Annotated in this window: 12 protein-coding genes and 1 tRNA gene; 5 read left to right on the top strand and 8 right to left on the bottom strand. The window is 65.8% G+C overall.

Annotated features, from left to right (window positions below; all coding sequences use genetic code 11):
* Positions 1–34: 34 nt before the first annotated feature.
* From D1F64_RS22455 to tsaD, 6 genes are all read right to left on the bottom strand, one after another.
* Complete coding sequence (locus tag D1F64_RS22455) at positions 35–607, bottom strand: 50S ribosomal protein L11 methyltransferase (protein WP_346432280.1); 573 nt, start codon at positions 605–607, stop codon at positions 35–37.
* 115 nt (positions 608–722) lie between these two features.
* Positions 723–1,142 carry an EVE domain-containing protein gene (locus D1F64_RS22450; protein WP_117414799.1) on the bottom strand — a complete coding sequence of 140 codons (420 nt, stop codon included), beginning with the start codon at positions 1,140–1,142 and terminating at the stop codon, positions 723–725.
* 2 nt (positions 1,143–1,144) lie between these two features.
* Entirely contained in the window at positions 1,145–1,432 is a 288-nt protein-coding gene (locus D1F64_RS22445) for a YciI family protein (protein ID WP_117414231.1), read from the bottom strand.
* A gap of 83 nt (positions 1,433–1,515) precedes the next feature.
* On the bottom strand, positions 1,516–2,514 hold the full coding sequence (locus D1F64_RS22440) for an NAD(P)H-dependent glycerol-3-phosphate dehydrogenase (protein WP_117414230.1): 999 nt from the start codon (positions 2,512–2,514) through the stop codon (positions 1,516–1,518).
* Positions 2,511–2,978 carry an NUDIX domain-containing protein gene (locus D1F64_RS22435; protein WP_117414229.1) on the bottom strand — a complete coding sequence of 156 codons (468 nt, stop codon included), beginning with the start codon at positions 2,976–2,978 and terminating at the stop codon, positions 2,511–2,513. Before D1F64_RS22435 ends, D1F64_RS22440 begins: the two co-directional genes overlap by 4 nt.
* A 98-nt stretch (positions 2,979–3,076) precedes the next feature.
* A complete protein-coding gene (gene tsaD / locus D1F64_RS22430) occupies positions 3,077–4,153 on the bottom strand; it encodes a tRNA (adenosine(37)-N6)-threonylcarbamoyltransferase complex transferase subunit TsaD (RefSeq protein ID WP_117414798.1) in 1,077 nt (358 codons plus the stop codon).
* Between the two features lie 160 nt (positions 4,154–4,313).
* Here tsaD and hemC point away from each other — a divergent pair, with 160 nt between their 5' ends.
* The 5 genes from hemC (at position 4,314) to D1F64_RS22405 (ending at position 10,005) form a co-directional block, all read left to right on the top strand.
* Positions 4,314–5,237: a hydroxymethylbilane synthase gene (hemC, locus tag D1F64_RS22425; RefSeq protein ID WP_117414797.1), complete on the top strand. Its 924-nt coding sequence runs from the start codon at positions 4,314–4,316 to the stop codon at positions 5,235–5,237.
* A gap of 7 nt (positions 5,238–5,244) precedes the next feature.
* Positions 5,245–5,994: a uroporphyrinogen-III synthase gene (locus tag D1F64_RS22420; protein ID WP_117414228.1), complete on the top strand. Its 750-nt coding sequence runs from the start codon at positions 5,245–5,247 to the stop codon at positions 5,992–5,994.
* Between the two features lie 672 nt (positions 5,995–6,666).
* Complete coding sequence (locus tag D1F64_RS24055) at positions 6,667–8,046, top strand: hypothetical protein (RefSeq protein ID WP_205470582.1); 1,380 nt, start codon at positions 6,667–6,669, stop codon at positions 8,044–8,046.
* A gap of 17 nt (positions 8,047–8,063) precedes the next feature.
* On the top strand, positions 8,064–9,767 hold the full coding sequence (locus D1F64_RS22410) for a heme biosynthesis HemY N-terminal domain-containing protein (RefSeq protein ID WP_117414227.1): 1,704 nt from the start codon (positions 8,064–8,066) through the stop codon (positions 9,765–9,767).
* Positions 9,768–9,929: 162 nt separating this feature from the next.
* A tRNA-Thr gene (locus D1F64_RS22405) sits at positions 9,930–10,005 on the top strand.
* Between the two features lie 964 nt (positions 10,006–10,969).
* Here the strand turns inward: D1F64_RS22405 and D1F64_RS22400 are convergent.
* Both D1F64_RS22400 and D1F64_RS25575 read right to left on the bottom strand, forming a co-directional pair.
* Entirely contained in the window at positions 10,970–12,079 is a 1,110-nt protein-coding gene (locus D1F64_RS22400) for a mannose-1-phosphate guanylyltransferase/mannose-6-phosphate isomerase (RefSeq protein WP_346432279.1), read from the bottom strand.
* Positions 12,040–12,387 (bottom strand): sugar phosphate nucleotidyltransferase, encoded by a 348-nt coding sequence (locus tag D1F64_RS25575; protein ID WP_346432278.1) that lies wholly within the window; start codon positions 12,385–12,387, stop codon positions 12,040–12,042. Before D1F64_RS25575 ends, D1F64_RS22400 begins: the two co-directional genes overlap by 40 nt.
* Between the last annotated feature and the right edge of the window lie 32 nt (positions 12,388–12,419).

Below are 12,419 nucleotides of genomic sequence, written 5' to 3'. Positions count from 1 at the left end.
GACGGTCCGCCTGCCGCGATTGGCGGCGCCCGCGTCACGTTTGTACCGCGTCGCGGGTGAAGCGCCAGACGGTGGTGTGCAGTGTGTCGGTGTCTTCCAACGGCTGGGTTGCCGGCATCTCGTATGTGGCGAGCTTTTCCAGCCGTTCGTAAGGGAGGTAGGAGCGGCCGGGATCTCCGATCAGCACCTCGCCCGCATGCCGGCGGCTCCGCTCGAGCCAGTCGAAGATCGCTTCCGCCATCGGCTTTTCGTAAAACACATCCCCGCACAGGATCACGTCGTATCCCGTCGCCGGGGCGCCGGTGATGTCGCCCTGTTGCATCTCCAGCGTGACCCCGTTGGCGGCGGCGTTCAGACCGGCCGCTTCCAGCGCCATTGGATCGATGTCGTTCGCCACGACACGCGCGGCGCCCGCCAGCGCCGCCGCGATACCGACGATGCCGGAGCCGGTCGCGAAATCGAGTACACGCTTTCCGCGCACGGCTTCGGGATTGTCGAGCACGAACCGGGCGAGCGCCTGACCGCCGACCCAGGCGGAGGCCCAGAACGGCAGGTGAGCGATGCCGATGGCGTCAAGGTCCTCGGTCGAGCGCTGCCACAGCGGCATCGATTCGCCGGCGACATGAAGCCTGATCCGGGGGGACGAGGGGACCGGCAGAAGCTCGGTGTTCTCTCGAATGAAATCTGCCTTGTCCACATTCATGAGCGATTATGGACACAGGCTAGAGATCAAGACCACCCATTTTGCAGACGATCTTCCATTCCTCCGGCGTGACCGGCTGGACCGACAGACGCATGGAGGTGACCAGCGACATTTTCTCAAGTTTCGGCTCCGCCTTGACGTCGGCAAGGGTCACCGGTTTGGGCATGTCGCAGACGGCCTTGATGTCCACGCATTCCCAGCGCGGATCGTCCGTGGTGCTGTCGGGATGGACTTCCTTGCAGACCTCAACGATCCCGACGATCTCCTTGCCGATATTGGAGTGATAGAAGAAGCCCCGGTCGCCGATCTTCATGGTGCGCATGAAATTGCGGGCCTGGTAGTTGCGAATCCCGTCCCATTCCTCGCCGGCGTCGCCCCTGGCCTTCTGCATTTCCCAGGACCACTTGTTCGGCTCGGATTTGAAAAGCCAGTACGCCACGCTCATGCCTCCGGATTGTTGACGGTCCATTTCCAGCCACGCGCCTCGACGGAGGCGAAAATGCCGGCCTTGGCATAGGGATCCGCGTTGCCTATGGCGACGGCGGCTTTCTTGTTGTCGGCTTCAACGACCAGAAGCGAGCCACAGGGATCGCCATTGTCGTCGAGGAAGGGGCCCGCGAATTTCAGCGTGTCGCCCAAGCCCTTGAGATGCTCGAGATGCGCGGGGCGATTCTCGGTGCGGGCGGCGACGGAGTTCGGATTATCGTTACAGATCAATGCGTAGAGCATGGGAATCTCCCTAGGGTTGGTTTCACCGTACTCAGGCGCGCAAGCGAACTCAATCGCCTGCGATGCGCGCGACGGCGTATGGTTCAGCTTTCGCGTTTCAGCGGGCGCGTCATGAGGGTGTGCAGGGCGGCGTCGACGCTCATGGAGCCGGCAAGCACGGCGGCCACCGTCTGGCAGATCGGCAGGTCGACGCCGTGTTTCTGGGCGAGCGCGACCGCAACAGGCGCGGTGAAGAACCCCTCCACAAGCTTCCGGCCCGGCGCGGTGAGCTCCGCGAGTTGCCCGCCGCGGCCGATCTCGATGCCAAACGCCATGTTGCGCGATTGCGGCGAGGAGCAGGTGAGCACGAGATCGCCAAGGCCGGAGAGGCCCGCGAGCGTTTCCTGTTTCGCGCCCATGGCGGCGCCCAGCCGGCCCAGTTCGGCGAATCCGCGCGCGATCAGCGCTGCCTGTGCGCTGGCGCCCAGCGCCCGCCCGACCACGACGCCACAGGCAATCGCCAGTACATTCTTCAGCGCGCCGCCGATGAGAACACCGGTAACGTCCGTTGTGGCATAGGGGCGGAAGCTGTCATTTGCCAGCGATCGTGCAAGCGCGTCGGCGAGGGCTTCGCCGGATGCCGCGATGGTGACGGCGGTGGGCAGGCCGGACGCGACGTCGGCGGCGAAACTCGGGCCTGACAGCACCGCGATGGGGGTGCCAGGCAGAGCCTCGGCGAGCACCTTGTCCAGCAGATCACCGCTGGCGCGTTCGATGCCCTTGGCACAGATGACCACAGGAATCCCGGGCTTCAGCAATGGCCGCATGGCCTGCGCCACGTCGCGGGTCGATTGCGCAGGGGTGACCAGAAGCACCGCATCCACGTCGAGGGCCTGCGCCATGTCGGTCGTCGCATGCAGTGCTTTGTCGAGGCGAATGCCGGGCAGATGGCGCTGGTTCTCGTGCCGTTGATTGATTCCGGCGACCGTCTCAGGGTCGCGGGCGTAAAGCGTCACGTCGCGCCCGGCGCGGGCCGCGACAAGTGCCAGTGCCGTGCCCCAGGAGCCGCCGCCGATTACGCCGATTTTCCGGAAATCACTCATGCCGGGGTCCCCTGGACGCGCGCGCGCACCGCGTCGAGCTGGGCTCCGAAGCCCTCATAAAAATTATGCGCCTCATGCGCCTGCTGTGAGAAGACATCGAGCCAGAACAGCCGGAACAGAATCGGAGGACCGCCTGCGCTCGGTGTCATTTCGTAGTGCTCCCATTCTTCCGCCGGAATGCGCGCGAGCGCGCCATGGAAGTGGCGGCGCCTGTGCAACCCGTGCAACTCGCCGCTTTCCATGTGGAAGACATGGTCCTGATCCGCGAGATGATCCAGCGCCAGATCGAGCGCAAGCCCGGTCTCCTCGAGGAACTCCCGCCTTGCGCCGTGCAGATAGCTTTCGCCGGAATCGAGCGTGCCGCCCGGAACCTGAAGGCCCACGTGCGGATTTTCCGGCTGCTCGAAGACCAGCAGCTTCCGCCCGCAGGTCAGATAGACATAGGCCTTGTGATAGACGCGCATGAGATATCCGTTCGGCGGGAGGTATGCCTTACCTAGCAAGTTCGCCCGCAGGGGGGAACCGGGGCGATGGGCCGGCCGCGGCAAAGACCCGCCGCGGATCAGACCTTGGCGCCCTTGCGGCCCTCGCCGAGGATGGGCAGTGCGGTCTCGTCTAGCGGCCATCGCGGGCGCGGGCCTGTGTCCATGGGATCGGAGTAGCCGAACGCGAATCGTTCCGCCCCGGCCCAGGCGATCATCGCCGCGTTGTCGGTGCACAGCGCCGGCGGCGGCGCGATCATGGTTGCGCCCGCCTGTTCGGCGGCTTGGGTGAGCACGGCGCGAATGCGCGCGTTGGCAGCGACCCCGCCGGCGACCACCAGCACGGGAGGGGTTTGCGGAAACTCTTGTGTGAAGCGCGTCAGCGCCCGGTGTGCCCGGTCGCCGACCACATCGGCCGCCGCCTGCTGGAAGGAGGCGCAGATGTCGGCAATGTCCTGCTCGCTGACCGGCTGTATCTTTTCGGCCTGGGTGCGCACCGCCGTCTTCAGGCCGGCGAAGGACATGTCCAGTCCCGGCCGGCCAGCCAGCGGACGGGGGAAGGCAAAACGTTTCGGATCACCGCGGTGCGCGGCCTTTTCCACCTCGGGGCCGCCGGGATAGGGAAGCCCGAGAAGTTTCGCCGTCTTGTCGAAGGCCTCGCCGAGCGCGTCGTCGATGGTCGTGCCCAGGCGTTCATAGGAGCCGACGCCGTTGACCTGCACGAATTGCGTGTGCCCGCCGGAGACCAGCAGCAAGAGATAGGGAAAGGCGACCGTGTCCGTCAGCCGCACGGTCAGCGCGTGGGCTTCCAGATGGTTGACGGCGACGAGCGGCTTGTCCGCGGCGAACGCGATGGCCTTGGCGGTCATCAGTCCGACGATGACACCTCCGATGAGGCCCGGGCCGGCGGTGGCGGCGACGACATCGAGTTCATGATAGCCGAGTTCGGCCTCCTCCATGGCGCGCCGGATGACACCGTCGAGGTTGGCGATATGAGCGCGCGCCGCGATCTCCGGCACCACGCCGCCGTAGATCGCATGGTCGTCCACCTGCGACAAAACGACGTTGGAGAGGATTTCGCCGCGTCCGTTCGCATGACGGCGCACGACGGCGGCGGCCGTCTCGTCACAGCTCGTCTCAATGCCGAGAACCGTCAGGTCGTGCATGGTATGTCCTGCATTGGCCGCATTGGCCTTGCCACGCGCTGCGCCTATCATCGCGCCGCGCTCATGGAGTTCTTCAGCGGGATGGGGCCGGAGACTTCCCTTGAAGCCTACAAAGTTCTAGTACCGGGGCCTAACATCGGGAATGAGAATCTTGCAATCGAAACCTGTCCGTATCGGAACGCGCGGCAGCGCCCTGGCGCTGGCCCAAGCCCATGAAACCCGCGCGCGCCTGATGGCGGCGCACGGCATGAGCGAGAATGATTTCGAAATTGCCGTCATCAAGACGATGGGCGACCAGATCCTCGACCGGCCGTTGTCCGAGGTAGGCGGCAAGGGTCTTTTCACCAAGGAAATCGAGGATGCGCTGCTGTCCGGCGATATCGATATGGCGGTGCATTCCTCCAAGGATATGCCGACGGTGCTGCCCGAAGGGCTCGAGATTTCGGCGTTTCTGCCGCGCGAGGACGTGCGCGACGCCTTTATCAGCCCGAAAGCCAAGACGCTCGCCGATCTGCCGTCCGGCGCGATCGTCGGAACCGCATCACTGCGGCGTCAGGCGATCGTCAAGCGGTTGCGGCCCGATCTCGAGGTGGTCACCTACCGCGGTAACGTGCAGAGACGGCTGAAGAAGCTGGCCGACGGCGTGGTCGATGCGACGCTGCTGGCCTATTCCGGCCTGAAGCGGCTTGGCATGGAGGACGTTGTGACGTCGGTACTGGACGAGGACGCCTTTCTTCCGGCCGTGGGCCAGGGGGCGATCTGCATCGAAACCCGGGTGGGCGACGCGGCGACGGGAGCGCTGCTCGGCGCCATCCATGATCAGGCAACGGCCGAATGCCTTGCCGCCGAGCGGGCGTTTCTCAAGGTGCTCGACGGATCCTGCCGCACCCCGATCGCGGGGCTTGCGCGGTTGGCGGACCGGCGGCTGTCGCTGCGCGGGATGATCTTGCGGCCCGACGGCAGCGAGGCGCATGAAATGTCGGGTGAATGCGATGCCGCGGACGGTGTGGCGCTCGGCCAGCGCATCGGCCAGGCGCTGAAGGAGCGCGGCGGGCCGGGGTTCCTGATCGGATGATCCTGTCATGCACCTGTTGCTGACACGGCCGATCGAGGAGGCGCGGACAAGCGCTTCGAAGCTTGTTGCCATCGGCCACAAGGTGACCGTCTCGCCGGTGCTGGAGGTGGTGCTTGATCCATCCGTGCCGATCGAACGCGATGGTGTCTGCGCCCTTGTTGTCACCAGCGCGCGGGCAATCGCGGCATTGAACCAACGCACCGATCGCGCCCGCCTCAAGGATTTGCCGGTCTACACGGTCGGAGATGCGAGTGCCGAGGCGGCGCGCGACGCGGGGTTTGCGTCCGTTCATAGCGCGTCGGGCGATGTCGAGGCTCTCGGCGCCTTCGTGTGTGCGCGTATCGATCCGGCGGAAGGCGCCCTTCTTTATGCCTGTGGCCGGGACCGGCACGGGGCGCTGGAGGAGCAACTGGCCGGGGCGGGATATTCAATCCGGGTGGCCGAGGTCTATCGTGCGGAGGCCGCAAATGCTCTGAGTGTGGAGGCGCGGGACGCGCTGGCGCGCGGCGAGATTGATGGGGTGGTGGTCTATTCCGCGCGCAGCGCGCGGATATTTCTGGACCTTGTGGCGCATGCCGGCTTGCGTTCGGCGTTGCGGCGGCTCACACTTTTCGCAATCTCCCCGGCGGCGGCCACGGCGCTTCGCGCTGCGGCGCAAGCGGGAACCGCCGAAGAGGCGGGGTCAGAAATGCGGATTGTCGTCGCCGACAGGCCGGATGAAGCTTCGCTTCTCGATTGTGTCGCAATGGCACGGTAGATCTCGTGCTGCGCAATTCGGTCCGATTTGAGTCCTAGGAATGGAATTGCGACACAAAACGGACGTGTACCTGAGGCCGAAACGCAGCCTTGAGCGGGAAACACGCCGTGGCGACAGGACCGCTGACGCGGGCCGGTGATTCGTCCATCGCGCGTGATCATGCGCGGTTCGACGGGTGAGACAGACAAACGCACGACGGGGTGCGCGCGGCAGCGCACCGATCGCGGGGAATGGCATGGCTTCCGAAAACGACAAGACCGCATCAGCTTCCGGCAAGCCGGGAGGCAGTTCATCGGCCGGTGCAACGGACGGCGGCGCGGATAAATCCGCTGCAGCCAAGGCCGGCGCGCGCGGCAAGCCGGTGACAATCGACTTGAAGGCCGAGGAAGTGCGCAAGGAGCAGGCGAAGGCTGCCGCGACGAAGCCCGAGGCTGCGAAATTCGCGCCGGGCGCCGCCGCTGGCGGACAGACGGCGCCCGCGTCGGGGGAACCGCCGCGAGACCATCCACGGGCGGCAAAGACGCGCCTGGTCCAAAATCCTCCGAGACGGCGAAAGGTGCCGCGCAGGCCGCGCCAGGCGCCGAAGCCGGCAAGAGCGCGGCGGATGCCAAGAGCGCCGCTAGCGGCTCGAGCGCGTCCGCCGGTAAGGGGACGTCACCGCAACCCTCCGGAATGAAACCGCAGATCATGGCGGCGGGAATCGGCGCCGCCGTCGCGGTGGCGGGGACGCTTTTGGTCGGCCAGTTCACGGGTGGAACCAATGTCGACCGCGTGCTGGAAGATCTGCAACTGACGCTCAGTGATACCGATGCGCGGTTCCGGCAGCTGGAGACGCAACTGACTGAACTCAAGCAGGTGGAAGCGGGTCCCGCCGTCGCCCCCTCCGTGGTCAACGATCTCGCCGAACGGATCGACGCGTTGGAAAGCAACACCGAGTCCGTGGCGCAGGGCGCGGGCGCCGATCGCGAAACGACCGAGACGTTGCGTGCCGATGTGGCCGTGCTGACCGAAGGGCTGGCGGAGATCCGCCGGTTCGTCTCGACCGGCTCCGCGGGAGAATCGGCCGCGCTGGCGACGCTGAGCAGCACGGTAGACAAGCTGCAGAGCGAGATTGCGTCGCTCAATGAGGTAATCGATGGCGATGTCGCCGAGCGGCTTTCCCAGCTCGAGGGCGGCACCGGCCGGGACGCGGCCCTGAGCGAGGCGCTCGCGGGTGTCGAGGAGCGGCTGGACGCCTTGGACGGCCGCATCAATTCCGCGGCAGAGGCGGCGAATGCCGCGGCCAAGGCCGCCACGGAAGGCGATACGGTCGCCAGCAACTCGCTATCCGCTTTCAGCGAGCGGCTCGAGACCCTCGGCAAGGCGGTAGCCAAGGTCGACGAGACGGTTACCGAGCTTGATGGACGGATCGTGGCGTCGGGCATGCGCATGGACGGGGTGACCGATACGCTGGAAGGCGTGACTGGCCGGCTCGACGAGATGTCTGATCGCATTGGCGAAATCGAAACCGTCGTCGGCGGGCCGGGCGCGCGGGAAATGGCATCGCGCGCCGTCGCCGTCTCGCTGCTCAAGAGCGCGGTGGATTTGGGCCGTCCCTATGAGACCGAACTCGCCGCCGTGCGGGTGGCATTGCCCGAGGGGACCGACCTGACTGCGCTGGAGCAGAATGCGTTCACCGGCATCGCGCCGACAACCCGGCTGATCGCCGAATTCCCCGATGTTGCACGGGTGATGGCGGGCACGCTGGAGAAGGTGGAAACCGGCAACAGCGTTGTCGACAAGTTCCTCAACAACGCGCGCTCGCTGGTCAGCGTGCGGGCCACCGGCGATGTGGTCGGCGGCGGGCCGATGGCGGCCATTGGCCGGATGGAGGCGCGCGTGCGCGAGGGCGATCTCGATGCGGCGCTGGAGCATTACGAAACCCTGCCTGACGGCACGCAGGCCGCGGGCAAGGAATGGGCGGCGGCCGCGCGCGGGCGTCTGTCCGCCGACCGTCTGGTCGATCAGGTTACGGCTGACGTCATCAAGGCGCTTGCAGCCTCCGACAGCTGAGCCGGGAGAGACCTTTCATGATCCGCGTGTTTGTATTTTTCGCCGTTGTTTTCCTCATCGCCATCGGCGGCGCCTGGCTCGCCGACCGGCCGGGCGAGGTGATGATCGACTGGCAGGGCTATCGTATCGAGATCAGCCTGATGACGCTGGCCATCTCGATCGGGGTGCTGGTGATGGCCGGGTTGATGCTCTGGAGCATCCTGCGCTGGCTTGTGCGCTCTCCCGACCTTATGGCGCGCTTTTTCCGGCGGCGGCGCAAGGACCGTGGCTTTGATGCCTTGTCGCGCGGGCTGATTGCGTTGGGAGCGGGCGACGCGCGTTCCGCCCGCAAGCTCGGAAACGAGGCGATGCGCCTGCTGGACAATGAGCCCGCGGCCAAGCTGTTGCTGGCGCAGACGGCGCAATTGAGCGGCGACCGGGACGCGGCGCGGCAGCACTTCGAGGAGATGCTGGAGGATCCGGAAACCCGGCTTCTGGGCCTGCACGGGCTTTTCGTGGAAGCCGAACGGCAGAACGAGCCGGTGGCCGCGCGCCACTATGCGCAAGAGGCTCACAAGATGTCGCCGGGACTTGGCTGGGCCGGTAAGGCCGTGTTGGGCTATCAGGCCGCCGCGGGTGATTGGGAAAACGCCATCGCGACCCTGGAGCGCAATGCGCATGCGCGACTCATCGACAAGCCGGCGCTGCGTCGCCAGAAGGCCGTGCTGCTCACCGCGCGCGCCATGCAACTCGAAGACGGCGAACCGGATCGGGCGCGGACCCTGGCCGTGGAAGCGCATGGGCTGGCGCCGGATCTGGTGCCGGCGGCGGTTATCGCGGCGCGTCTGCTGACCCGGCGCGGCGACGTCCGCAAGGCCTCCAAGACGCTGGAAACGACCTGGAAGCAGTCGCCGCATCCGGACATCGCATCCGCCTACGCCCATGTGCGCAGCGGCGACAGCGCGCGCGACCGGCTGAAGCGGGTCAAGGCGCTGGTGGCCATGCGTGGCCATGTGGTGGAAGGCGGGCTGGCGATTGCCCGCGAAGCGATCGATGCGCGCGACTGGAGCGAGGCGCGCGAACGGTTGCGCGAGGTGCTGCGCAGCCGGCCGACCCAGCGCGCGTTCCTTCTGATGGCGGAACTGGAAGAGGGCGAACACGGCGACCGGGGACGCATGCGCGAGTGGCTGTCGCGCGCGGTGCGGGCGGCGCGTGATCCCGCATGGACCGCGGATGGCGTGGTGCTGGACGAATGGGCGCCGGTGTCGCCGGTGACCGGACGTCTCGACGCCTTCGAATGGAAGGCGCCCGTGGAGGAAATCTCGGGTCCCGCCGTCGAAGGCCTGGAAGAGGCGCTGGTTGATCTGGCGGTTCTGAAATCCGTGGAGGCGCCGCCTGCGGAGAGCGACGCCAGGGTGATCGAGGCTGACTCTGGGACGGCTGCGGCCGAACCGGCCCGAAAACCCGACGCCGCGCAAACGCCGGCCGCCGCCAAGCCGGCCGAAGCGATCGAACCGGCCAGCAAGCCGGCAACGCCGCCAGCCGCAGCGAAGAAAGCGGAGCCCGAGGCAAACAGCGTGGCGAAGCCGGTGAACTCAGCCAAGACGGTCGTCAAGCCGGCCGCAAAGGCGGATGCGGAGGAGGTTGAGGACATCGACTTTCCGCTGCCGCGCCGGCCCGACGATCCGGGACCCGATGCCGAGGACGAGCCCGAGCCGAAGCGCTCCAGACTGTTTTCGTGACCACGAATACCGGGCGAGGCGTTGCTTGTACGCCACGCCCGGACACGCACTCCGCTGGGTTTCGGGCTGCGCGAAGTCGGCGGCGGATCAATGGCAGTTGCCCCTTGCATCGCTGCCGCGATCCGTATATCAAGCGCACACTTCCGGACCGTCTCCGGCAATGCCGCTTTAGCTCAGTTGGTAGAGCACATCATTCGTAATGATGGGGTCAGGTGTTCGAATCACCTAAGCGGCACCATTCTCCTCCTCCATGCATTTGAGAGCCTGATCGCGCTGGCCCCATTGGCCCGTTGCGCGCTGATTACATGCGTCTGCATCGCGGTGTGGGCGCTCGATCCAGGCTCTCGCCAGTTGACCATGACCTGAATGCTGGAGCATTTCCGGTCTTCGCGGGATCGGCCGTTTCGACGTGCCACGGCGCGCAGGCCTGAAATCCCAAGAGATGGAGGCCTGGTCGAACAAGCGGCCGATCCTTCGAGACAGCCGTCTCCGACGGCTTCCTCAGGATGACGTCATCCTGAGGATATCTTTACAAGATCACCACACACGCAACGTCACCCTGAGGAGGCGCGAAGCGCCGTCTCGAAGGGTCGGCCACGCGTCCAGAGGCCGCCTCCGCAGAGCCCCTTGATGGATCGCAGCGGCTGTTTGTTTCCATGAAGAACGGATCTTCTCCAGACCCGGGAAAATGGCTCCAAGGCGCGTTTCCGCGCGTCCGTCGGGCCTCGATGGCGGGGCGTGGCGTTCCGGCGCCGCGGCGAAAACATCCCGGATCTCAATCGGATAGCCCCTTCAGTCTGGAAGGGTTCCAATGTTGCGAAGCCCGTGTTTTTTATCTTGACTATAATCCTCAAGTTTTAGTATCAAGGAGATGGGCGTCGTCGGGAGCCGTGTTGTTCGGTCTTTCTCCCATTTCTCCGATGCATGTCGTCGGCGACGCCCGAATGCCCGGCGGATTTCATGCTCGCCGGTGACTGAAACGATGGGGCTGCGCGGTCTGGCGATCCCGTGAGCCTCGTTTTGGGGAAGGTTGCCGTAGCCAAGGACGGTGGCCTTCCCCTTTTTCGTGCAATGCTCCTGGGACCGCTGCGATGCCCGCGCGTTCTCCTGTCCCGCCCGGCCGGTTCCGCGGGATTCTCAAAAATTCAAAATCAGGATTGCGGTGGCGTGCTGGTTGACCGATCGCGACCGTGTGACGCCGCTCAGGCCTTGTCGCGTCCGTAGACATCCTCGTAGCGGATGATGTCGTCCTCGCCGAGATAGGCGCCGGACTGCACCTCGATCATGTAGGTCGGGATCTTGCCGGGGTTGGCGAGGCGGTGCACGGCGGCGAGCGGGATGTAGGTCGACTGGTTCTCGGAGAGCAGCGTGACCTCGCCGTCGATGGTCACTTCCGCGGTACCGTTGACGACCACCCAGTGCTCTGCGCGATGCACGTGGCTTTGCAGGGAAAGCTGTGCCCCGGGCTTCACCATGATGCATTTGACCTGGAAGCGCGGGCCCTGGCTCAGCCCCTCGTACCAGCCCCAGGGGCGGTAGACGCGCTTGTGCTCGACCACCTCGATGCGGTTCTCCGCCTCAAGCTGCTCGACGATCTTCTTGACGTCCTGCGCCTTGTCCTTGTGCGCCACGAGCAGCGCGTCGCGGGTGTTGACCACCATGACGTCATCAAGACCCAGCAGCGCGACGCAGGCCTCGTCGGAGTAGACGAAATTGTTGGAACTGTCGAAGAAGCGTGCGTCTCCGAGCGCGCTGTTGCCCGCCTCATCCTTTGGGAAGGCGTCGCGGATCGCCGTCCAGGATCCCAGATCGCTCCAGCCCGGATCCATCGGCACGCAGGCGATGGTTCGCGCGCGCTCCATGATCGCGTAATCGAAGGAGATGTTCTCGATGGCCGCGAAGGCGGTGGCGTCGAGCCGCAGAAAATCGAGATCCGCGCTTGCCGCGTCCAGCGCCGCGCGTGCGCCTGTCAGCACATCGGGCGCGTGCGCCTCGAAGGCTTCCAGCATGGCTTTTGCGGAGAACAGGAAAATGCCGGCGTTCCAGATGAAATTGCCGTCCGCCAGATAGCTTTCGGCGGTCGCCAGATCCGGCTTTTCCACGAAGGCGCGCACGTCGCGCGCGCCGGCGTCCGTGCCGCCGCTTTCAAGATGAACATAGCCGTAGCCGGTGTTGGGCTCGGAGGGGCGGATGCCGAAGGTGACGATGGCGCCGGCACGGGCCGTGGGCGCTCCTTCGTTGACCGCCTGCAAAAACGCCGCCTCGTCGGTGATCAGGTGATCGGAGGGCAGCAGCAGGACCAGCCCGTCCACATCCGTCTCGCCCACCACAAGCGCGGCGATGGCGGCGGGGCCGCGGTATTCCGGCCCATCGGCTCCAGGATGATGCGGTCAGCGGCGAGCCCGTGCTCGGACAGTTGCTCGCCGACCAGAAACCGGTGGTCCTGATTGGCGATCACAATGGGTTTGGCGAACCGCTGCGCGTCGCCGACCCGGCGGCAGGTCTTCTGAAACAGGCTTTCGCCATCGAAAATCTGCAGGAATTGTTTCGGGTAGGCCTTGCGCGACAGCGGCCAAAGCCGCGACCCGGACCCGCCGGACAGAATGCAAGGATGGATCATGGAAGGCTCCGGCCGCGTGACGTCGTTGCCTT

It is taken from the genome of Breoghania sp. L-A4 (assembly GCF_003432385.1).
Taxonomy (GTDB): domain Bacteria; phylum Pseudomonadota; class Alphaproteobacteria; order Rhizobiales; family Stappiaceae; genus Breoghania.
The sequence above is the reverse complement of the archived record's forward strand: the minus strand, read 5'-3'. Positions and strand labels throughout refer to the sequence as shown.